This window comes from Tessaracoccus sp. OS52 (assembly GCF_020687685.1).
Taxonomy (GTDB): domain Bacteria; phylum Actinomycetota; class Actinomycetes; order Propionibacteriales; family Propionibacteriaceae; genus Arachnia.
On the sequence record NZ_JAJEWM010000001.1, the window covers coordinates 1089682 to 1112205 of the forward strand.

Below are 22524 nucleotides of genomic sequence, written 5' to 3' on the forward strand. Positions count from 1 at the left end.
GACACGCACCTTGGGTGGTTCGCCGCTGCTGGCTAGGATGGTCAGCGGCGCGCGGCCACCCTTGGTGCTTTCATGCGCTGAGATGACGTCAACCAAAGGACCGACGACGTGGGATTCATGGACTTCCTGACCAACATTGGTTCAGGATCGCAGTTGAAGAAGCTTGAGAAGATCGCCAACCAGGTCAACCTCATCGAGGAGGACTTCCAGGCGATGTCGGACGCCGAACTGCGTGCCATGACCGACGAGTTCAGGCAGCGGCTCGCTGACGGTGAGGACCTCGACAAGATCATGCCGGAGGCCTTCGCCGTCGTCCGGGAGGCCACGGTCCGGGTCGTCAACAAGCGCCTCTTCGACGTCCAGCTCATGGGCGGGGCCGCGCTGCACTGGGGCAACATCGCCGAGATGAAGACCGGTGAGGGCAAGACCCACGTCGCCACCCTGCCGTCGTACCTGAATGCGCTGACTGGCAAGGGCGTACACGTCGTCACCACCAACGACTACCTCGCGCAGTACCAGTCCGAGCAGATGGGCCGCATCCACCACTTCCTCGGACTGGACGTGGGGGTCATCCTGTCCAAGATGACCCCGGCGGAGCGCCGCGTGGCCTACAACGCCGACATCACCTACGGCACCAACAACGAGTTCGGGTTCGACTACCTGCGCGACAACATGGCGCTCAAGAAGGAGGACCTCGTCCAGCGGGGACACCACTTCGCGATTGTCGACGAGGTGGACTCCATCCTCGTCGACGAGGCCCGCACCCCCTTGATCATCTCCGGGCCGGCCCAGGACACCCACGAGTGGTACCCGGTCTTCGCCAAGCTGGTTCGCCAGCTCGCCCGGGACGAGGACTACGAGGTCGACGAGAAGAAGCGCACCGTGGCCATCAACGCCTCGGGCATCGAGCACGTCGAGGACCGCCTCGGGATCGACAATTTGTATGAGTCGGCCAACACTCCGTTGATCAGCTACCTGAACAACGCCATCAAGGCCAAGGAACTGTTCAAGAAGGACAAGGACTACGTCGTCATCGACGGCGAGATCCTGATCGTCGACGAGCACACCGGCCGATCCCTGGCCGGACGCCGCTACAACGAGGGGCTGCACCAGGCGCTGGAGGCCAAGGAGGGCGTCCAGATCCGCGACGAGTACCAGACCTTGGCCACCGTCACGCTGCAGAACTACTTCCGCATGTACGAGAAGCTCGCGGGCATGACGGGCACGGCCAAGACCGAGGAGTCGGAGTTCCAGAAGATCTACGGGCTCGGCGTGATCTCGATCCCCACGAACCGTCCGATGATCCGCATCGACCAGCGGGACCTGATCTACCGGACTGAGGAAGCCAAGTACCAGGCCATCATCGCCGACGTCGTGGAGCGGCACGCCGCCGGTCAGCCGGTCCTCATCGGAACCGCTTCGGTGGCCAAGTCCGAGATCCTCTCAAAGCTCCTGAAGCAGGCAGGCATCCCGCACAATGTGCTGAACGCCAAGCAGCACCAGAAGGAAGCCGAGATAGTGGCGCAGGCCGGCCGGAAGGGCGCGGTCACAGTTTCCACGAACATGGCGGGTCGTGGCACCGACATCATGCTCGGCGGCAACCCCGAGTTCCTCGCCGACCTCCAGTTGCGCAAGCAGGGACTCGATCCGGTGGAGACCCCCGAGGAGTACGAGGCGCAGTGGCCTGACACGCTGCGTACGCTGGAGGACCAGGTCAAGGCCGAGCACGAGGAGGTCGTGGCCGCCGGCGGCCTGTACGTCGTCGGGTCCGAGCGCCATGAGTCGCGCCGTATCGACAATCAGTTGCGAGGCCGTTCCGGTCGTCAGGGCGACCCGGGGGAGAGCCGCTTCTATCTCTCCCTGTCCGACGACCTGATGCGGTTGTTCCGACCCGAGTTGCTCGAGCGTGCGCTGCTGATGCTGAAGGTCCCGGATGACGTGCCGATAGACAACAAGTCCGTGAGCAACACCATCGAGTCCGCGCAGAAGGAGATGGAAGCCCGCAACTTCGAGATGCGCAAGAACGTCCTGAAGTACGACGACGTCATGAACCGTCAGCGGCACGTCGTCTACCGTGACCGCCGTCGCGTCCTGGACGGCGCCGATCTGGAGGAACAGTTGCGCGAACGGGCCGAGTCCGTGGTGGCCCAGGTGGTACGCACCCACACGGTAGGGGTTCCGGAGGACTGGGACATCGACATGCTCCTGAACGAACTGCGCACGCTCTACCCCGTCGGGATCGCCCACGAGGACCTGCCCGAGGATCTGCCGAGCCAGTCCGAACTCATCGAACTGTTCACCGAGGACGTCAAGCGCGCCTACGACCAGCGCGAGGAAGAGCTCGGCGCCGAGACCATGCGCGAGCTCGAGCGTCAGGTGCTGCTGTCGGTGGTTGACCGTAACTGGCGGGAACACCTCTACGAGATGGACTATCTCCGCGAGGGCATCGGCCTGCGCGCCATGGCGCAACGAGACCCGCTGGTGGAGTACCAGCGCGAGGGCGGCGACATGTTCATCGCCATGCGTGAAGCCTCCTTCGAGCAGGTTGTGGGGCTGCTGTTCAACCTCGAGGTCAACAAGCCGGAACCGGCGGTCAGCGTCGGGCTCGTGACCGATGGCGAGGGCGCGCCGGTGGACGTGCTGGGCAAGGTGTCCCGAGGCGCGGGCGAGGATGTCGACGGCGCCCCTGCTGACGAGCCGACGCCGCGCACCCCCCTCGCGAAGGGGCTCGAGGCGCGCGAGCAGGAGAACCTCTCCTACACGGCGCCCGACGAGACTGGCGAGGCGCAGTCCACGGCCACGGCACAGGCGGCGGCTCCGCAGCGGCCTGGCCGCAACCAGCCCTGCTACTGCGGCTCCGGAAAGAAGTACAAGGCCTGCCACGGCAAGGCCGTGACTGCTTCCTGATCAACTCAGGCCAACGACGGCAACCTCTGAGCACGTCCAATGTCCCGACCGGGTGCCGTCGACGCGCAAGGCGCAGGCCAGCCAGCGGCCGCGGACGTGGATACTGACGGTGGCCTCCACGGCGTAGGGCGTGGGCATCTGGGTGGTGATGCGCCCGACTGACGCGATTGCGAGTCGAGCGTCGTCCAGTGCCGCCACGAGCGATTCAAAGGCCGGACGGGTCATCCGGGGGCGAACCTGGTGGAGCGCCCGGCGCCCGCGAAGGGCTTCCATGGTGGCGATCACTATCCCGAGCGCTTGCTGGGGGACTCGCTGGGTTGGCGCGTTGCTGCGAGAGAATCTGATCTGCGTGGCGGTCATGACGTGGACGCTATGGTCTTCACGGCGCACAACCGGCCAAAGCCTCGGTTCGCGGCAACACCGATCAGGGGAGTGACAACACATTCGGTTCGGGTGACAACACCGCCCCCGGCCCGGACAACAAGTCGGGATCGGCTCACTGCCCGAACATCAGCAGCATGCCCGCAATGGTTAGCCCCACCATGAAGACCAACATCGGGGTCTGCCGAAGCACGGCGCTGGCCGCGTGGGCTCCCCTCAGCGCGATGTCGTGGCACACCAGCGCCGCTGCCACGTGACCACCGACGATCAGGAGCACCTGCACCACGGCGACCAGCATCGGGTAGGCCAGCAGCGTCGTGTCGGGGCCAGACTCGGCCAGACCGAACAGGTCCCATCCCAGACCGAGCGGGTCCGCGAACCTGATGGCAGTGCGCTGCCCCTCCAGGTAGAGCATCGTGGCGTAGTGGGCCAGGAAGTAACCAGCGATCAGCGGCACCAGGCTGGGTGCCAGCCTGTCCGCCGTCGGCAGCAGGCCACGCTCCGGCGGGCGCAGGGGGAGAGCGCAGAGGAGGAACAGCCCTCCGATCACCGCCACCGTCCCCAAGAGCCCGAGGCTGCCGAGGACGCGCGGTGAGATGTCACTTGCCTGGGTCAACTTCACCCACCACGCAGAGGCGGCCACGGCGTCGAACAGGGTTCCAGACAGCAGGACCACCGCCAAGGCCGTCTGATGCTTCGGGGCCTGCCAGGCGGCCAGATTGCGCAACGGATTGATGATCATGAGGGTGCCCGAGGCCGACCGACTCCACGGTGACAGCTGCGCCACGGTGGTGGCGAAGCTCTCGAAGGGATCCGCCCGCTCGATCCATTCACGTGAGGTGGCCATTGTGCCCAGGAGCGCCCACGCGAGCCACAATGCGGCAAAGCCGCGCAGCACCGGCAGGGTCAGGGAGAGGGGCTCCACAAGTTCCGCGTAGAGGAACACGAGCAATGCCAGAGCAGCCGGGAGCCTTGAATCTAGGTTCTGCCTTGCTGGGGCGTCGGTGGTGCCCGTGAGCCTCAGGAGGAGTCGCGCGGGGTTCGTGCGCCGGTAGACGGCGCCGAACAGCAAGGCGACGGGCACCAGCCCCACCCAAAGCCATACGAAGACGAAACCGAACACGGGATTGTCGATCCTGTCCGCTCCGAGCGCCAGCGCGACGGCGGCCACGAGCCAGACCGCTCCGGCCGCCATCCGCAGCGGCCGGGAGAACGCGGGGGAGTCGATGAACTTCCCGAGCCGAGGCAGTTCCCGACCGGTTCTCCTCCGGTAGCGGGGCTCCCGCCAGGCGAACAGGAGGATCCAGAACGTGACGACCAGAACTGCGGCGGCCGCGGCGACCACGAGGGGGAATGGAAGGGGCAGGTCTTCCCGGGTGGCGATCCCGTGCAGCGGGATCATTGCACCACCAGCTTCGCCCAGATGACCTGGTCGCCATGGGTTTCGATCTCGAACGCGCCCGTCATGTCCGTGGTGAACTCCATGGTCGTGGTGCTGCCAGGCTGCAGGTCGGCGGTCAGTTCGTAGCCGTGCAGGTGCAGTTCCTCACTGACCTCGGATGAGATCTCGATCGTCACCTCCGACCCCAAGGGCACCTCCCACCTGAGGACGTCGTCGGGGACGGCAGAGGTGACGACCAGTCGCAGGCTCACTGGTTCGGCTTCGGCGGCCGTGCCGCAACCGACCAGGGCCATCAGGGCGAACACGGCCAGTGCCAGGCATCGGGCGGCGGTGTACATCGCGGTATCTGTTCCTTCCGGTTGGCCTGTGGGACTCCCCAGTCAACCTACCGCCAACGGCCGGGCCGCAGCCCTAGGCTGGGGGCGTGGAACGCCAACTCGTATTCATCCCCGTGCCCAGCAACGAACTCGACGCCATCGAAGGCGGGACGAGCCTGGCAGGGCGGGAAGCGCACACGGTCACCCCTGAGCTGCTCGCGGCCCTCGGGTACACGTCGGAGCAGCTGGAGGACGCGGAGTACGCGGCACTGGTCATCGCCTCGGTTGCGGCGCTGGCGCGATACGGCCGAAGGCTCGTACTGGTGGCCGAGCTGGACGCCTCATCCATCCTGCCGGGTGAGGATCCGGCCAACGGGGGCTGCGTCGTGGCCGAGGTGCCGCCCACCTCCATGACCTGCTGGTTCTCGGAGGCCGACGGCGTTGACGTCGCTGATGCGGCCGCGGCAGCCTCTGGCCTCGACATCGACACCGCCTGGGACTTCACTGAGGTTCAGGACCTGCTGCACGACCACGATCTGCTCTGGAACGACGTCGAGGAGTACCGCAGACAAGCGGCCTCCGGCCACTAGGAACTTCATCGATGGACGTCCCGGTCGGCTCCCGGGTGTAATCATTGTCTGGTGCGGCTGTCGCCCACGTCGTGGTGAGCAAGGAGGAACGCCATGCCCAGAGCGATCTGGAACGGCTCGATCTCATTCGGGCTGGTGACCATCCCGGTGAAGCTGTACGGGGCCACCGAGGACAAGGACGTGAGCTTCCGCCAGGTCCATGCAGCAGATGGTGGCCGCGTGCGTTACCAGCGCGTGTGCGAGAAGTGCGGCGAGGTGCTGCAATGGGGCGACATCGCCAAGGGCTTCGAGTCGTCCGACGGCCGCATGGCCATCCTGACCGACGAGGACTTCAACGCCCTGCCGCTGAGCACGCTCAAGACCGTCGACGTGGTGCAGTTCGTCGACGAGTCCGAGATCGACGAGTCCTACCTGCAGAAGTCCTACTTCCTTGAGCCCCAGAACATGGGGCAGAAGCCATACGTCCTGCTCCGGGACGCGCTGGCCAAGCAGGACAAGGTGGCGGTGGTGAAGGTGGCGCTGCGCAATCGGGAGTCGCTGGCCCTGATCCGGCCCAAGGACGACCTGCTGGTGATGCACACGATGTTCTGGCCGGACGAACTGCGCGACGGAGAGTTCGCGCGCCCCTCCGAGGAAGTGAAGGTCTCCACGGCGGAACTGGAGATGGCGAACCTCCTGATCGCGCAACTCGAGGGAAGCTTCGACCCGGAGGCCTTCACGGACTCCTATCGGGAAGCGGTCACCGAGGTTGTGGAGGCGAAACTGGCGGGCACGCCCCTTCCGGAGCCGTCCGGGGACCAGGAGCCCAGCGGTGAGGTGGTGGACCTCATGGCAACGCTCAAGGCGTCGGTCGAGGCCGCGAAGAAGCGACGTGCGGAGGGCAAGAAGAAGGCCTCCTGACCCTTCCGATCCGGAAGCCGTCAGGAGGCGCTCTGGGTACTGGCCGGTCAGCCCTGCTGGTCGCGCGCGAGCCACTCCTGGGCGCGCCGCTCGATGCCTGCGAAGGCCTTCTCGATGAAGGGAGCCACCATCTTCTCGACCTTGCCTCCGACGAGCGGGAGCTTGACATTGAGGTCCCCGGAGTAGTCCCCGGCCGTGGCCTCGCCCAGCGGCTTGAGCACCGCCACGGCTGCGACGTTGATGGGCATCCCCTTGACGTCGACGTCCACGTTCCCGCGGCTCGTCCCGTCGGCCTGGGGCGAACCCCACTCGAACCGCTGCACCATGTTGACGTCCTTGCCGACGAACCGGGCTACTTCTCCCGGGACCGGAAGCGACATCCGCAAGGTCACCACAGTGCCCTCGACTGTGACCTCGTGGCTGGTCGCCCCGGCGTGCTTGGCCACATCCGCGATGAAGTCCTTGTTGCGCATCAGGGCGACGACCTGCTCGGGCGTGCCGTTGTAAGTGTGGTGGTAGGTCAGCTGCATGTCCCCCAATGTACCTAGGATTGCGGCCATGAGGATTGATCTCCACACCCACTCCAGGGTGAGCGACGGAACCGACACCCCGACGGGTCTGGTGATGAAGGCGGCGGAGGCAGGACTCGACGTCATCGCGCTGACCGACCATGACACCTTCGACGGCGTCGCCGAGGCGCAGGAGGCGGGACGCAGGCTCGGGATCCGCGTCGTGGCGGGAATCGAGATCTCCACCGAACTGAACGGGAGGTCGGTCCATCTGCTGGGGTACGGGTGCGACACCCATGACCACGACCTGCTGGCCGAACTGACCCGGGTTCGCGTGGGACGCACGGAACGGTTGCCGCAGATGTGCGCCCGGCTGGAGGCGGCCGGGGTGGGCGTGACGATGGACGAGGTACTCGCTGCCGCGAAGGGCGCGCCGTCCATCGGTAGACCGCATTTCGCCGATGCGATGGTGGCGAAGGGTTACGTGAAGGACCGCGACGAGGCGTTCAGCCGCTACCTCGCCGAGGATCGTCCGGGGTACGTCGGGCGGTACGCAACTGAGGTCGGAAGGGCAATCGACCTGGTGCACGGCGCCCGGGGGGTGGCGGTCCTGGCCCACCCGTGGGGTCGCGGCAACGCGCGGGTCGCCACCGCGGAGGTGATCGAGTCACTGGTGCGCGAGCACGGGCTCGACGGCATCGAGGTCCTGCACCCCGACCACGACCAGCACACCAGGGGACTCCTCTCGGAACTCGGAGCGCGGCTCGGCCTGGTACGCACGGGGTCGAGCGATTACCACGGCTCGGGGAAGAAGGACAATCCCTTGGCCGCCAACCTGACCCGGGAATCGGCGTTCAACGAGCTGGTGAGGCGCATGGGTGCCCGTCGGAGCGCCGGACGATAGGGTTGGTGGCGCACGAGATCAGGAGCAACCGCATGGAACCCACCACAGACACCGACGCTTCACTGCGCGCCGCCACGGCCCGCAGCCAGGAGATCGAGAGCCAGCTGGCGAAGGACCCGACCCAATTCCGGATGCTGACGGGGGACCGGCCCACGGGGCGTCTCCACATCGGCCATCACTTCGGGTCGCTTGCCAACCGCGTGCGTTTGCAGAACCTGGGGATCGAGACGTTCCTGCTGATCGCCGACTACCAGGTCATCTACGACCGTGACGGGCTCGACGACCTGGCCGACAACGTCCGCAACGCGCTGGCCGACTACGTGGCGGCCGGCATTGATCCCGAGCGCACCGTCATCTTCACCCACTCGACGGTGACCGCCTTGAACCAGCTGATGCTCCCGTTCCTGGCGCTGGTCACTGACGCCGAGTTGCGCAGGAACCCGACGGTCAAGGACGAACTCGCCGGTTCCAGCCGCCCCATGTCGGGACTGATGCTGACCTTCCCCGTCCACCAGGCCGCCGACATCCTGTTCTGCAAGGCCAACCTCGTGCCCGTCGGCAAGGACCAGCTGCCCCACATCGAACAGGCCCGCGTGATCGCGCGTCGCTTCGACGAGCGCTACGGACGTGCCGACGCTGAGCGGCCGGTGTTTCCCGAGCCCGACGCGCTGTTGAGCCGCAGCGGCATCATCCTGGGCCTGGACGGGACGAAGATGAGCAAGTCGAAGAACAACACGATCGAACTTGGCATGACCGCGGACGAGACCGCGAAACTGCTGAAGCGCGCGGTGACGGACTCGGAGCGCCACATCACCTATGACCCGGTGAACCGGCCCGAGGTTTCCAACCTGGTCAACATCGCCGCCTTGTGCCTTGACCGGGACCCGGTCGACGTCGCCGACGAACTGGGCGACGCCGGCGGCGGCGGCTTGAAGAAGCTGGTCACTGAGGCCGTCAACGATCACTTCGCCGGACACCGCGCACGCAGGGCGGAGCTGATGTCGGACCCGGGCGCGCTCAGCCAGATCCTCGCCGACGGAAACCGCCGCGCCAGCGAGGTGGCCGAGGCCACCCTGGACGAGGTGCGTCGGGCCATGAACATGGCCTACTGAGAGCTCGCCCCGGGCGCCGGGGTGTGGAAGCCTACTCCGACGCCGGCTCCGCGGCCGTCTGGGAACCGCCGCCGGTCAGCTCGACACCACCGCGGCGCCGCGTCCTGCGCCTGCGCGGCTTGGAGGCGACGGCCTCGTCCTTCGGGGGCCGGTCTCCCGCGGGTTCGGTCGTGCGACGACGGCGACGGTGTGAGGCGTCTCCGGAGTCGCGTTCGCGATGGGATTCGGTTCGCTTCGGACGCTCCCGCTCCACCGGCTTCGCCCCGGGGAGCCGTCCCTTGGTGCCCGCCGGGATGTTCAGCTCTTCATAGAAGTGGGGGGACGACGAGTAGGTCTCGGCCGGGACGCCCAGCTCAAGCTCGAGTTCCTTGTCGATGACCTTCCAGCGGGTGACGTCGGCCCAGTCCACGAGGGTCACCGACACGCCGGCGTTGCCGGCACGACCGGTGCGTCCGATGCGGTGGACGTAGGTGGCGTCGGTGTCGGGGCACTCGTAGTTGATGACGTGGCTGATACCGGAGATGTCGATGCCGCGGGCGGCGACGTCGGTGGCCACGAGGGTGTTGATCGTGCCGGCCCGGAACTTCTTGAGGGCACGCTCGCGGGCCGCCTGGTTCAGGTCGCCGTGGATGGGGGCGGCAGCGAAGCCACGATCCACCAGCTCGTCGGCCAGCCGTTGCGCCGCTCGCTTGGTGCGGCAGAAGATCATGACCTTCGTGGCGTCGGTGGACTGGAGGATGCGTGCGACCATCTCCGGCTTGTCCAGGTCGTGCGCCTGGTAGACGAACTGGTCGATGTCAGGAACCGTCGCCTTGGCGTCGTGACCCTCGGCCCGGATGTTGATCGGGCGGTTCAGCGTCGCCCGCGCCAGTGCCAGGATGGGGGCCGGCATCGTGGCTGAGAACAGCAGTGTCTGCCGACCCTTGGGGACCTTGGCCAGGATTCGCTCGATGTCAGGCAGGAACCCGAGGTCGAGCATCTCGTCGGCCTCGTCGAGTACGAGAACCTGGACCTCGGAGAGGTCCAGGGCGCGGCGGTTCGCCAGGTCGAGCAGACGGCCCGGGGTGCCGACGGCGACGTCGATGCCCTCCTCCAGGGACGAGAGTTGCTCGTCGTAGCTGGTTCCGCCGTAGATGGTGAGGACCCGGGTCTTGAGGTTGGTCCCGGCCAGCGCAAGGTCCCGGGCCACCTGCAGTGCGAGTTCGCGGGTGGGGGCGATGACCAGGGCGCGGGGTTTGCCGTGGGTCGGTTGCTGTCCTTCGGCTTCTGCCAGGATCTCCAGGCGGTGCAGGAGGCTGACGCCGAAAGCCAGCGTCTTGCCGGTGCCGGTGCGGGCCTGACCGATGAGGTCAGCACCGCCGATGGCCAGCGGGACCGCCAGCGTTTGGATGGGGAACGGGTGCACGATGCCGGAGGCGGCGAGTGCGGAGGTGATTTCTTCCTTGATGCCCAGATCGGCGAACGTCTGTTCGCCCGGCTGCTCTTGTTCGCTCAGCGTAAGACCTTACATTCGGGCCGGCCCGGGGCGGAGGCCTCGCAGGCGGCGGGGAGCGGCGCGCAAGCGCCGTGGGGGATTTACCAGCCCCACTCTACTGCACCGCCACCCGCGCGCTCAGACGGCGCCGAAACCGACGGGGCGCTCCTCGACGGCACCGAGATCGAGGTAGGCGACCTTCGCCGCGGGTACCACCACGCGACGGCCCTTGGTGTCGGTCAGCTCGAACAGTCCGCTGTCGGCCACGGCGCTGCTCAGCGCGGCGACGAGTTCGTCCGCCCCCGATTCGGTCCGGACGGTGAGTTCGCGGGGTACGTCGGCGATGCCGATCTTCACTTCCATTTGATCTCCAGATTCGTTGGTTGTTTCCCACCCTACCCGGGCAGGAGAACCGGATCAGGCCTCGTAACGGGCGACCGCTACCGTGATGTTGTCCCGGCCGCCCTTGCTGTTTGCCCAGTCAACGAGTCCTTCGGCGATCGCCCCGGGGGAAGCGGTACGCTCCACGAATCCCTTCACCAGGTGGTGCATCTCCTCGGGAGAACTGGCGTAGTTCCACAATCCGTCGGTGCACAGCAGGAGCCAGCCGTTCGTCGTGGGCTGGTGGGTGATGACCGATGGGGTGACGTTCGCGGCGTCCCGACCGAGCCACTTCGTGATCGAGTGGGCCTGGTTCGACTGTTCCGCCTCCGCGCGCGACATCCCGAGCATGATCCGGGCCTGTGCCATGGAGTCATCCGTGCTGAGCAGGAGGCAGAGGCCGTCGTCTCCCAGCCAGTAGGCCCGCGAGTCACCGACGTTGCCCACCGCGATGCTGTCGGGCGTCATGATTCCGGCCACCAGCGTGCAGGCCGCGGCGTCGTCACCCTGCCTGGCGGAAAGCACGGCATCCTGCGCCTCCGCGAAGGCCTGTACGAACGCGAGGTTGGGTGCGGTGCCCTCCTCGATGCGATTGGCCAGGTGCATGCAAGCAGCTTCAGAAGCCACCAGGGAGGCCAGCTCGGATCCGGCGGCGGTGCTCACGCCGTCGGCCACGGCGAGTACGGCGGTGCGCTCATCGCCCGGCCGCGCGGCGAGGCAGAACGCGTCCTGGTTGCTCCTGTGCTTCAACCCGACGTCGCTGCATCCCGCGATCCAAGGTGCAGGGACGCGCACGTAGTGACTGCGCTCACCCTTCGTGGGCTGAGTGGGCTGGGTCATGTTCTCCTCGTCTGTACGGGTTGTGACTCATATTAAGCACCCCCGGACAAGCCACAGGGGCAGCCAGATGGTCTCTGGTGCCCCTGTGGTGCTTGAAGTTTGGTCTGGTTACTTGGTCAGATCACCTGAACGTGATCCGCCTGCATGCCCTTCTGACCCTGGACAATGTCGAACTCCACGCGCTGGTTCTCTTCCAGCGAGCGGAAGCCGCTTGCCTCAATGGACTTCCAGTGCACGAATACGTCTTCGCTCTCGCCACCATCGACGGCGATGAAGCCGTAGCCCTTCTCGGCGTTGAACCACTTGACGGTTCCCTGTGCCATTACTGCCTTCTCCTTTTGAAACTCCCGTTGCACACCTCGTGCCCCAGGCCCTCAGCCTGTTCTCCACCGGCTGGGTGGGTCCACTCTTTCACAGCATCGGGTTCAGGTCTAATGAAACGCGAGAAATCCTCCCGCTGAGATGAACTTGTCGGAGGCACCTGCTTGCATGGTGACGTGACCTCCCGACCCGAGACTGGCTGGCGCCTCGTGCGCCAGAGCCCGCCCCCTGTGCCTCCGCTGACCCCTGCCCAAGAGTTGGCGGCGAGTCCCGGGCCCGGCATCCGGGTGGTCGTCGGGGGGCCGGGAACGGGCAAGACGCTGGCGCTGGTCTCGAGCGTGGCGGCGCGGATCGAGACCGGCGGATCGCTGGAGCGGATGGCGGTCCTGGCCTCCTCCCGTGCGGACGCACAGCGCCTCCGCCGGGAGATCGTCCGGCGCACCGGCGGTGCCCAGGTGTCCGCCCGTGTCACGACGGTGCATGGCCTCGCGTTGGGCTGGTTGCGGGAGCTGGGGGACAGCGACGTGCCGTGGCGGCTCCTGCGGGCACCGGAGCAGGAACTGCGGATCCGGGAGCTGCTGGACCAGCTGGGCCCAGCCTTCTGGCCCGAGGACCTTCGGGAGGCCGTCCCCACGCGGGCGTTCGCACGGCAGGTGCGCGAGGTCCTGGCGCGCGCGAGGCAACTCTCGTTGGACCCTTCCGACGTGGCACGGATCGCCGGGGACGGTCAGGACCGGCTGTTCGAGCGGGTGGCCGAGTTCTTCGAGGAGTACCTGACCATCTGTGACTTCGACGGCTCCCTCGACTACGCGGAGCTGGTCTATCGGGCAAGGCTGCTGTTGACTGACACCGCGGTCGCGGCCAGTCTGTCGTCCCGGATTGACGCGATCATCGTCGACGATGTGCAGTCCCTCGACGCCGCACAGCTCGCGCTTCTGGTTGACTGCGCCCGCTCGGGCATCGCCCTGCACGCCTTCGGAGATCCGCAGCAACGCATCCACGGTTTCAGGGGCGCCACGGCCCAGGCAGTTCCCACGTTGCTGGCCGAGCAGAACGCGCTCCGGTTCGACCTGACGGAAGGCTTCCGCAACTCGGCCGCGGTCGCCTCCTCCCTTGACAGCCTGCGGCGGCGGCTATCGCCGCTGGGAGCCGCACCCTCCCCGTCGCCGGCCCCGGGGCCCGTGGGCAGGGTGAGCGTGCGCGTCTACGACGACGAGGCAGCCGAGCAGGCCCACCTGGCACAGCTTCTGCGACAGGCTGTCCTGCGTGACGGGCTGCAGTGGTCGGACCTGGCAGTGGTGGTGCGCGCGGGCAGGTCACAGCTGGGGCCACTGGCGCGCGAGCTCAGCCGCTACGGGGTTCCCGTTGAGGTGGCCGGCGACGAGATCGCGCTGGCAGGTCAGTTGGCGGTCCAGGTGCTCCTCCTGGCTCTGGGCGTGGCGGCCAGGGGCGGTCGCCCCGACGCGGACGAGACCAACAGGCTGTTCACGTCGCCGCTCAGCGGACTCGACAGCATCGGACAACGCAGGCTCGGTCGCAAGTTGCTCGAGTCCCACCCGGGGGCGGGCAACTCAGTACAGCTGCTGGGTCGCTGTCTGGTGGAGCCGGACCTCCTGGAGGGGGTGGTCGGCGAGGAGGCTGACCTGGCAAGACGGCTGGCCCTGCTGCTCCACGACGCCGCGGACGCGCTGGCCAAGGGGCGCAGCGTGCGGGAGGCTCTCTGGCAGGTGTGGGACGCAACCAACTGGCCGCGGAGCCTCAGGCAGGCGGCGCTGGCCGGGTCGCGGCGCGCCAACCATGATCTCGACGCCATCGTGGAGCTCTTCGAGCTCGCCGCACGTCGTGAGGACCTCGTCGGGGTCGCTGGGGCGCGGACGTTCATCACCGAGGTCTCTGGCCAGGAGATCCCGGCCGACACCGGACGCGAACTGGAACTCGTGGGACGCGGGGTCAGGCTGCTGACGGCGCACCGGGCAGCCAGCGACCAGTGGCGGCGCATCTGGGTGGTGGGGGTGCAGGAGGGCCGGTGGCCGCAGCTCGCCCGACGCAGTCTCCTGCTGGATCCTGACCGGCTCGCGCCGGACCACCTCGACGCCGTCAGCCCTGCCACGGTGCTGGGGGACGAGCGACGGCTCTTCCACGTCGCCATCGGGCGGGCGGCTGAGGAACTGCACGTCTCTGCCTCCCAGGGTGTCGAAGGTGAGGCCGGAAGACCCTCCCGGTTCCTCGACGAGCTGGGGGTCCCGGCTGAGCGGGTGCACGGCAGGCCGGCCCAGCGGCTGACCGCCGCTGCTCTGGTGGCTGAGCTGCGCACGGTCGCCGGTGATCCCGGTGTGGGTGCGGGTCTGCGCCGCGCCGCGGCTCTCCGCCTGGCGCAGTTCGCCGCGGTCACCGACGCGGACGGGCACCAGCCGTTCTCCGCCGCGGACCCGCGAACCTGGTGGGGGGTGCGTGAGGACTCCTCCGGGCCGCCTGAGGCTCCCCGGACCGTCCGGATCAGCGGCTCGCAACTGGAAACGCTGCTGAGCTGTCCGCGACGGTGGTTCCTCTCCCGCCGGGCAGGGGCGGAAGCCGGCCGGAGGTCGCGGGCCTCGGTGGGCGACGTCGTCCACCTGCTCGCCCAGCGGGCAGTGACCGACGGGCTGGACGCCGAGCGACTCAAGGAAGAGCTGGCGCGGGTCTGGGATCGGATCCCGTTCGAGGCGGAATGGCTGTCGGTCTCCGAGCGCGCCGAGATCGAGGCCGCCGTCGAGCGTTTCTCGGCCTGGCACGACGCCTCCGTCGACGACGTGGTGGCGGTCGAGGTGCCCTTCAGGGTGACGCTGGACGTCGCGGGCCGCAGCGTGGAGCTCTCCGGCACCGTGGACCGCCTGCAACTGAGTGGAGGGCGGTTGAAAGTGGTTGATCTCAAGACCGGCAGGAGCCTGCTGCGGCAACGAGACGTTGCCGACCACGCGCAACTCGGCGTGTACCAGCTCGCAGCCACGCTGGGAGCGTTCGAGGAGTTCGCACCCGGAGTGCGCCAGGTGGCTGCCCCGGCTCTGCTGTTCCTGCGCCACGGTGAGGTCTGGCCGGAACTGGTGGAACAACCATCCATCCAGGACCAGGCCGCACTCGAGGGCGAGGAGCTTCAGGTCGGACCGACGTGGGTGCACGACAGGCTGGCGCGGGCCGTCACGATCATCGACTCGGGGGAGTTTCCCGCCACCCAGTGCAGCGCCTGCAACTACTGCCAGTTCGCGGCCTCGTGTCCCGCCCTCCACACAAGCGGAAAGGAGATCGGCGCATGAGTCCCGCGCTGCGTACTCGCCAGGACCTGTGTGACGCGCTGGGCGTCCCGTTCTCGGAGGAGCAACTGGAGGCCATCACAGCTCCGCTGGCTCCCGCCGTGATCATCGCCGGGGCGGGCACCGGCAAGACGACCGTCATGGCTGCGCGAGTGGTCTGGCTCGTAGGCACCGGCCAGGTGCGTCCCGAGGAAGTGCTGGGCCTCACCTTCACACGGAAAGCCGCGCAGGAACTCGCCGGGCGGGTCGCTACGGCCCTCGAGAGGGCGGGAGTCCTCACGGGTGACGATTCCGAGGGCGCCGAAGTCATCCAGACCTACGATTCCTTCGCGGCCCGGCTGGTCGCCGAGTTCGGCCTGCTGCTCGGCCTCGACTCGGACCCGGTCATGCTGACGGGAGCGTCGCGATTCAGGCTCGCCGCGCGAGCCGTCGCCGCGGCACCGGGCCCTTTCACCAGCATCAGCCGGTTGTCTCACCAGACCATTCCCGAACGGGTGCTGGAACTGGACTCCCAGTTGCAGAGCCATCTTGTGGATCCGGAACAGGTGGTCGAACTGACGCACACCGCGCGGGAGCGGTTCGAGAACGCGCCCTTGTACCGTGGCGGGCCGACGAAGGACGTGGCCGCCGCACTGGCGGCCCTCGACGAACGGCTGGAGCTGCTGCAGCTCGTCGGGGACTACCAGCGGCTCAAGGCCGGTCTAGGACTGGTTGAGTACGCAGACCAGTTGCGTCGCGCGGTGCAACTGGCCTGCGCCGTCCCCGACGTGGCGGCCGCGCTGCGCCGTCGCTTCCGGGTGGTCCTGCTCGACGAGTACCAGGACACCTCCGCAGCGCAGGCAGTCCTCCTGCGGACCCTGTTCGGGGAGGGGTTTCCCGTGACCGCCGTCGGCGACCCGAACCAGGCGATCTACGGATGGCGTGGCGCCGCGGCCAACAACATCCTTGACTTCCCCCGGCTGTTTCCGGGCCCCGACGGCGCGGACTCGCCCCAGCTCACGTTGCGTATCAACCGTCGCAGCGGGCAGCGCATCCTGGACGTGGGAAACAGGCTGGCCGAATCGCTGACCACTCCCCGGCAGGTGGAGGGGGTGCGTCTGGTCGCCCCGGAAGGGACTCCGCCCGGCACGGTGGATGCCGCCCTGTTCGACACCTTGGCCGAGGAACTGGACGCGCTGGCGGAGCGGGTGGTGGCGGAGCATGAGGGGGGAACCCCCTGGCCGGAGATCGCCGTGCTGGTGCGCCGCAACGCGACCCTTGCCCAGGTCTACGAGGTGCTGCGCGACCGTGACGTCCCGACCGAGATCGTCGGGCTCGGGGGGCTGATCCATCTGCCGGAAGTGGTGCCGGTGGTGGCCACCCTGCGGGTTCTGGACGACATCTCGGCCAACCCGGACGTCGCCACGTTGCTCACCAGCAGCAGGTGGCGCGTCGGGCTGCGGGACCTCGAGGTGCTCGGACGTCGGGCTCGAGAACTCAGTGCCGCGTCGGACCCCCGCGGGGCCCCCCCGACGTTGTCGGAGCAGCTCGAGGACGTAGTGACGGATGCGGACCCGGGCGAGGTGGTCTCCCTCCTGGATGCGGTCACGGATCCGGGGGACGCACCGTTGAGCGACGAGGGCAGGTCCAGGGTGGCGCAGTTCGCGGCCGAACTTGCCGACCTACGACGTCATGTGGCCGAACCGGTGGTCGACCTGGTGCGGCGGGTGATCAGCAGGCTGGGCCTGGAGGTCGAGCTGTTGGCCAGGCCGGGCGGAGACTCGTCCCAGCTTTCCAGGTTCCTCGCAGCGGTCAGCGAGTACGTGGACGTCGACGGCGACGGCAGCCTCGGTGGTTTCCTCGCCTACCTGGACGCAGAGGACAGACATGGGGTGGGCCTTGAGCAGGCCGTCCCCAGCGAGGCGGACTCGGTCAAGCTCCTGACGATGCACCGGGCCAAGGGGTTGGAATGGCACACGGTGTTCATCCCGGCTCTGGCAGATCGCACGTTCCCCTCCGAGGACCGCGGCGGCATCTGGCCGACGAGGGCCGCCAGCCTGCCCTCGCCGCTGCGGGGCGACGCGTCCGGCATTCCGCAACTGCGCGACTACTCGAAGAAGGGGATGGAAGCCTTCAAGGCCGAGACGAAGGCGGAACACCGCAAATCCGAGGACCGCCTGGCCTACGTCGCCGCCACGCGGGCAAAGCAGTTGCTGGTGGCCAGCGGCCACGTGTGGACCCCTGGCTTGAAACGCCCACGAGGGGTGTCCGACTACTTCGAACAGATCGCCGAGGCCGCAGGCGCCGACGCGGCAGGGATGGTGGCCTCCGCCGAGAACCCACACCCGCACGACGACGTAGTGGCCGCTTGGCCGGCAGCGCAGGACGAAACGGAGCTCTCCGCGCGCCGGGACGCGGCCCGTCTCGTCGCAGACGCTGCCCGGCTGGTCGCGGCGGGCGCGGACGACGCGACGCTCGAGGAGTGGGTGTGGGCCTCCGGGACCATGGAGGTCGGAGCTGCCGAGCGTCTTGCGGGTTGGGACTCGGATGCCCGGCTGCTGGTGGAGCAGCATCGAAGGCGCCGGGCGCGCGACGTCGCCATCCCGGAGGGACTCTCGGCAACCGCCGTGATGGCGATGGCCACCGATCCCGAGGAATTCGCGGAGAGGCTGCTGCGGCCCATGCCCCGGCCACCATCGGCTGCCGCCACTCTGGGAACGCGGTTCCACGACTGGATCCAGCGGCGGTTCGCCACCTCCGCACCGACCTTCGAGGAATTGGAGGCCCCCCGGGGGGCCGAGCCGCCGGGGTTCGACGCGCTCGTCGCAGCCTTCGAGCGGGGGCAGTTCGCCCACCGCCAGCCCCTGGAGGTGGAGGTGCCGTTCCTGCTGCGATGGGGTGGGCATGTGCTGCGTGGCCGGATCGACGCCGTGCACCAGTGGGACGGGGACGCCTACGACCACCTCGTCGTGGACTGGAAGACCTCCAACAGTCCCGCCGACCCACTCCAACTCGCCATCTACCGGCAGGCCTGGGCCCGCTCCAAGGGGCTGGATCCCGAGCGCGTCGGGGCGGCGTTCTACCATGTGCTCTCCGACACCCTGGTTGTCTCCGATGCCCCCGCGAAGCTGATCGACGACGCGCTCGCGACGGCGGGGGACAGCTGATCGGGCGGCTGGTTGTTCCCCGTAGGGTGGGACCATGACGGGAAGCCAGGCCTCCGAGGGTCCGCCGATAGGGCGGCTGGCCCAGGCCGTCCTCAGCCTGTTCGCCGCCCCTCGCATCAACATGCGCGACGACTACCAGCTGGTTCGTCGCGCGCAGCGGGCGCTGGCCTGGACTCCGCACGACCCCAGCAGGCTCCTGGACCAGACCGTACTCGGAGAGGACGGCACGCGGATTCCGGTCCGGCTCTTCCTGCCACGCTCCGGTGAGCGTCCCGGTGTGCTGCTGTTCTTCCACGGGGGCGGCTGGGTGACAGGAGACATCGACACCTACACCAGCACCTGCCTGACGATGGCTGACGTCACGGGGCGGGTGGTGTGCTCGGTGGACTACCGGCTCGCCCCCGAGAACCCGTACCCAGCGGGACTGAGGGACTGCCTACGGGTGGCGCAGCTCGTGCTCGAGCAACCGTCGCTCGTAGGACTCGAGACCGCGGCGGACATCCACCTGATCGGGGACTCCGCGGGTGCCAACCTCGCGGCGGCGGTGTGTCTGGTGCTGCGTGAGGAGGGCGGGCCTCTCCCACGGACACAAACACTTCTTTATCCGGTTACCCAATGGGACCACGACCCGGAAACCTCACCGTTCGCCTCGGTCGCGCAGTACGGCACCGGTCTGCGCCTGACGGCGCGCGAGGTCCGCGATTACCTTTCCATGTACCAGCCGGACCCCGCCCAGCGGGACTCCCCGCTGGTGTCGCCACTGGCCGCAGACGATCTGTCCGGGCTTCCCCGGACCCTCGTCGTCACGGCCGAGTACGACCTCTTGCGCGACGAGGGCGAGGCCTTCGCCCATGCCCTGCGCGCCGCTGGCACCCCCACCCGGCTTGAGCGCGTGGACGGGGCCCTGCACGGCTTCATCGCCCTGCCACGGTTCCTGAGGGCACCCACCAGGGGCTATGAGCACATCTGTTCCTTCCTCGACGGCGACCTCACAGACAGCCGTGACCTGACCGCGGGACCCGCCATGGAGGGCCCGTCGTGAAGCTCGCGAACCCGCAACCGACGACGGGGCGCAGTTGGGTGCGGCTGGACAATTCGGCGAGCATCTTCCTGGCCGCCCGCAACGAGGTGGACAGCAAGGTGTTCAGGCTTTCGGCCGACCTGGACGAGACGATCGATCCGGCGGTGCTGCAGGAGGCACTGGACCGCGTCTACGCCCAGTACCCGCTGTTCAGCGCGGTCCTGCGGCGGGGGGTGTTCTGGTACTACCTGCAGCAGTCGGCGCTGCACCCATCCGTCACCACCGACGATGCGCCCTCGGTGACGCACCTCTACCGCGACGACAGCCGGGAACTGCTGTTCCGGGTTCTGCACCGGGGTCGTCGCATCTCGCTGGAGATCTTCCATGCACTCACCGACGGCACCGGCGCCCTCTGGTTCTTCCAGGACCTCCTCACCGAGTACGTCGGGCTCCGGCACCCCGAGGACTTCAGCGCCCCGGCGCCCGCCACGGGCGGAGTGAAGCAGGCACTTGACATCGACGCGTTCACCCACTGGTTCCGGGCGGGCACGCGCCGTGTGCCGTTCGAGGACGAGGCCGCTTCCGCAGTCGAGTCCACCGCGCTGCCGGCCTCCGTCGGAAGCGATGACCGCCCCGAGATCCGTCCGCGTCGCATCGCCGGCCGCGACGTCGTGCAGATCTCTGGCACCCCCACTCCCGACCTGCGCACCCGGGTGGTGGAACTCTCGATGCCCGTGGGCCCAGCGCTGGCCCTGGCGCGTGCCGCCGGCGTGTCCTTGACGATCTTCATGACCGCGTTGTTCTTCCAGTCGGTCAGGACCGTGCGGCCCACCCCGCACCGGGCCAGGATCATGACAGTCTCCGTGCCGGTCAACCTCCGGCAGTTCTTCCCGACTGGGTCGGGCCGCAACTTCTTCGCCACCACCCGCCTGGCACACCGCTATGGGGACAACCCGGAGGGCGACACCCTGGAGGCCGTCTGCCTCGACCTCGCAGCGCAGTTCGGCGCCCAGATCACCCGCGAGCGCCTCGCTCGCAAGATCCACAGGCTGGTCCGCTTCGAGCGGAACCCGCTGCTGCGGGTGTTCCCGCGCCCGTTGAAGGACCGGGTACTGGCCGTCGTGAACTGGGTCAACAACCGCGGCCTGACGGCGGCGATCTCGAACCTGGGTCGGGTGGACCTGCCGGGCGCCGTCGCGGCCCACGTGCGGGAACTGCTGTTCCACGTCTCTGCGGCCCGGCCCCAGTTCTGCATGATGAGCCACGACGGCGTACTCACGATCTCCTTCACCAGCCCGTTCGTGGAGACCGACTACCACGCCGCGTTCGTCCGCCACCTCACCGAGCGGGGCGTGCCGGTGACCCTCAACGTCAGCAGGGTGACGCCAGAGGAACTCGCGTGACCGCGCCGTCGGGCCCGACGGACCACATCGGCCGCTGCCCCTCTTGCGGGGCCCAGGTGCTGGGTCGATGGGAGGACTGCCCGCTCTGCCGGGTCCCACTGCAGCGAGCCGAAGCAGCCTCCGGGGAGGCGGAGCTCTACCCGGCGCCACCGTTGCGGTTCGACAGGCGTCAGGTCAGGAGGGTCCTGGTCGCGCTGTCAGTGGTGGCTGTCGTGCTCTCGTTCGCCGCGCAGCTGCTGGTGCCGAACTTGATGGCCCCTGTGCGCACCGTGTGGCTCTCTGTAGCCACCCTCTGGCTGGTGGTGCTGGCCGCCGCGTATCGCAGACGCAACGTGGGGAGCCTTGTCATCTGGCTCGTGGTGCTGCTGTCCGCCGCGGCTGCCGCGTGGGCGCAGGTCTCCGGTGGCGGGTCCTGGGCCACCACCTGGGCCATCCCTGCCATCTGCACCTTCGCCAACGTCGCGCTCGGGATCGTGGTCTGGGTGGTGCGCCTCGAGCCGCTGGAGCACCTCGGCAAGGCGTTGCTGGTGCTGGTGTTCGGGCTGGTGCCGGGCCTCTTCGTGGCGCTGGGGTGGGTCACCACCGTCCTGCCGTCCGTGGTCTGCGTTGGCTTCAGCCTGGTGCTGCTGAGCCTGATGGTGGGGCTCAAGCGACGCGAACTGGGCGAGGCCCTCCACCGTCGGCTGCACGTCTGAGCGGGCGGGAGAGCGTGTAGCGTCAGGACGGGCACCTCGCTCCAGGCGTCCTCGGGCGGGCTGTCACGGGAGGAAGAACTTGAACCATTGGTCGGCACCCTCAACGCTGGACCGTGTCGCGCTGTCCCGGTCCGGGGAAGCAGTGGCTACCAGCTGGCAGCAGGCGCTCGTCCTCGAGGTGGACCGCGACGGGCGGTTCTCCGGCGACCAGGGAGCACCCGTGCCTCTCCGGGAACCCGGCGAGCTGCAGCCCGACGACATCCTGCTCGGCAACCACGGTGGGCGGACGTGGTTCGCCCGGCCGACGACGGAGCTGACGGCAGGCGATCCGACGCCGTGGCGTGAGACCCGGCCCGGGTACTGGGACCTGACGGCGGCCGCCGTCGCCCTCGTCCGCTGGCACGGCACCCGGCCGCGTTGCGACCGCTGCGGCGAGCCGACGATCCCGGACTCGGGAGGCGCCAGACGGCGGTGCCCGGAGTGTGGGGCGCTGGCCTTCGCCCGGCAGGATCCCGCCGTCATCGTCGCCATCCTCGACCCCTCCGACCGGCTGCTCCTCGCCCGCCAGTCGATCTGGCCCGAAAGCCGGGTCTCGGTGATCGCGGGGTTCGTGGAGGCGGGGGAGTCGCTCGAACAGGCGGTGTGGCGTGAGGTGGCTGAGGAGGTGGGCGTCGCACTGTCCGCGGTGCGTTACGTGTCATCCCAGCCGTGGCCGATGCCGCGCTCGCTCATGCTGGGCTTCGTCGCGGCAGCTTCCGACGCCCGGCTCCAGCCGGACGGCGACGAGATCGTGGAGGCACGTTACTGGGAGCGGGACGAGCTCACCCGAGCCGTCGCAGCCGGGGAGCTGACCCTGCCCGGCGGGGCTTCGATAGCCAGGCAGCTTGTGGACGCTTGGCTCTCAGGCGAACTCCAGCGGCCAGAGGCCGGCTGA

General features: G+C 68.3%; 19 protein-coding genes. 11 read left to right on the forward strand and 8 right to left on the reverse strand.

The window, feature by feature from the left end; all coding sequences use genetic code 11:
• Positions 1-117: 117 nt before the first annotated feature.
• Positions 118-2907, forward strand: a complete 2790-nt coding sequence (secA, locus tag LKO27_RS05090; protein ID WP_227737218.1) for a preprotein translocase subunit SecA — start codon at positions 118-120, stop codon at positions 2905-2907.
• Here the strand turns inward: secA and LKO27_RS05095 are convergent, their stop codons facing one another.
• The 3 genes from LKO27_RS05095 to LKO27_RS05105 form a co-directional block, all read right to left on the reverse strand.
• Positions 2908-3267 (reverse strand): Rv3235 family protein, encoded by a 360-nt coding sequence (locus LKO27_RS05095; protein ID WP_227735811.1) that lies wholly within the window; start codon positions 3265-3267, stop codon positions 2908-2910. It abuts the gene before it with no gap.
• Between the two features lie 136 nt (positions 3268-3403).
• Positions 3404-4690: a hypothetical protein gene (locus tag LKO27_RS05100; RefSeq protein WP_227735812.1), complete on the reverse strand. Its 1287-nt coding sequence runs from the start codon at positions 4688-4690 to the stop codon at positions 3404-3406.
• Complete coding sequence (locus LKO27_RS05105) at positions 4687-5028, reverse strand: hypothetical protein (protein ID WP_227735814.1); 342 nt, start codon at positions 5026-5028, stop codon at positions 4687-4689. Before LKO27_RS05105 ends, LKO27_RS05100 begins: the two co-directional genes overlap by 4 nt.
• A gap of 86 nt (positions 5029-5114) precedes the next feature.
• On the opposite strand from LKO27_RS05105, the gene LKO27_RS05110 reads away from it, so the two are divergent.
• Both LKO27_RS05110 and LKO27_RS05115 read left to right on the forward strand, forming a co-directional pair.
• Positions 5115-5597 carry a hypothetical protein gene (locus LKO27_RS05110; protein ID WP_227735816.1) on the forward strand — a complete coding sequence of 161 codons (483 nt, stop codon included), beginning with the start codon at positions 5115-5117 and terminating at the stop codon, positions 5595-5597.
• Between the two features lie 93 nt (positions 5598-5690).
• Positions 5691-6497, forward strand: a complete 807-nt coding sequence (locus tag LKO27_RS05115) for a Ku protein (RefSeq protein WP_227735818.1) — start codon at positions 5691-5693, stop codon at positions 6495-6497.
• A 47-nt stretch (positions 6498-6544) separates the two neighbouring features.
• On the opposite strand, the gene LKO27_RS05120 is transcribed toward LKO27_RS05115, so the two are convergent.
• Entirely contained in the window at positions 6545-7027 is a 483-nt protein-coding gene (locus LKO27_RS05120) for a DUF2505 domain-containing protein (RefSeq protein WP_227735820.1), read from the reverse strand.
• Positions 7028-7055: 28 nt separating this feature from the next.
• Between LKO27_RS05120 and LKO27_RS05125 the strand changes: the two genes are divergently transcribed.
• A complete protein-coding gene (locus tag LKO27_RS05125) occupies positions 7056-7910 on the forward strand; it encodes a PHP domain-containing protein (protein WP_227735822.1) in 855 nt (284 codons plus the stop codon).
• Positions 7911-7942: 32 nt separating this feature from the next.
• Positions 7943-9022, forward strand: a complete 1080-nt coding sequence (gene trpS / locus LKO27_RS05130) for a tryptophan--tRNA ligase (protein WP_227735824.1) — start codon at positions 7943-7945, stop codon at positions 9020-9022.
• 31 nt (positions 9023-9053) lie between these two features.
• Here the strand turns inward: trpS and LKO27_RS05135 are convergent, their stop codons facing one another.
• The 4 genes from LKO27_RS05135 to LKO27_RS05150 form a co-directional block, all read right to left on the reverse strand.
• Positions 9054-10427 carry a DEAD/DEAH box helicase gene (locus LKO27_RS05135; protein ID WP_370629943.1) on the reverse strand — a complete coding sequence of 458 codons (1374 nt, stop codon included), beginning with the start codon at positions 10425-10427 and terminating at the stop codon, positions 9054-9056.
• 207 nt (positions 10428-10634) lie between these two features.
• Positions 10635-10859: a DUF3107 domain-containing protein gene (locus tag LKO27_RS05140; RefSeq protein WP_227735825.1), complete on the reverse strand. Its 225-nt coding sequence runs from the start codon at positions 10857-10859 to the stop codon at positions 10635-10637.
• Between the two features lie 54 nt (positions 10860-10913).
• On the reverse strand, positions 10914-11717 hold the full coding sequence (locus LKO27_RS05145; protein ID WP_227735827.1) for a PP2C family serine/threonine-protein phosphatase: 804 nt from the start codon (positions 11715-11717) through the stop codon (positions 10914-10916).
• A gap of 116 nt (positions 11718-11833) precedes the next feature.
• Complete coding sequence (locus tag LKO27_RS05150; protein ID WP_227735829.1) at positions 11834-12040, reverse strand: cold-shock protein; 207 nt, start codon at positions 12038-12040, stop codon at positions 11834-11836.
• Positions 12041-12214: 174 nt separating this feature from the next.
• Between LKO27_RS05150 and LKO27_RS05155 the strand changes: the two genes are divergently transcribed.
• From LKO27_RS05155 to nudC, 6 genes are all read left to right on the forward strand, one after another.
• Positions 12215-15328, forward strand: a complete 3114-nt coding sequence (locus LKO27_RS05155) for an ATP-dependent DNA helicase (protein ID WP_227735831.1) — start codon at positions 12215-12217, stop codon at positions 15326-15328.
• Complete coding sequence (locus LKO27_RS05160; RefSeq protein ID WP_227735833.1) at positions 15325-18471, forward strand: ATP-dependent DNA helicase; 3147 nt, start codon at positions 15325-15327, stop codon at positions 18469-18471. Before LKO27_RS05155 ends, LKO27_RS05160 begins: the two co-directional genes overlap by 4 nt.
• Before the next feature lie 34 nt (positions 18472-18505).
• Positions 18506-19513: an alpha/beta hydrolase gene (locus tag LKO27_RS05165; protein ID WP_227735835.1), complete on the forward strand. Its 1008-nt coding sequence runs from the start codon at positions 18506-18508 to the stop codon at positions 19511-19513.
• Entirely contained in the window at positions 19510-20895 is a 1386-nt protein-coding gene (locus LKO27_RS05170; protein ID WP_227735836.1) for an alcohol acetyltransferase, read from the forward strand. The genes LKO27_RS05165 and LKO27_RS05170 overlap by 4 nt, the downstream gene beginning before the upstream one ends.
• The gene (locus tag LKO27_RS05175; protein ID WP_227735838.1) at positions 20892-21590 is read left to right on the forward strand and encodes a DUF6320 domain-containing protein; all 699 of its coding nucleotides are present in this window, start codon (positions 20892-20894) and stop codon (positions 21588-21590) included. Before LKO27_RS05170 ends, LKO27_RS05175 begins: the two co-directional genes overlap by 4 nt.
• Positions 21591-21732: 142 nt before the next feature.
• On the forward strand, positions 21733-22524 hold the full coding sequence (nudC, locus tag LKO27_RS05180) for an NAD(+) diphosphatase (RefSeq protein WP_227735840.1): 792 nt from the start codon (positions 21733-21735) through the stop codon (positions 22522-22524).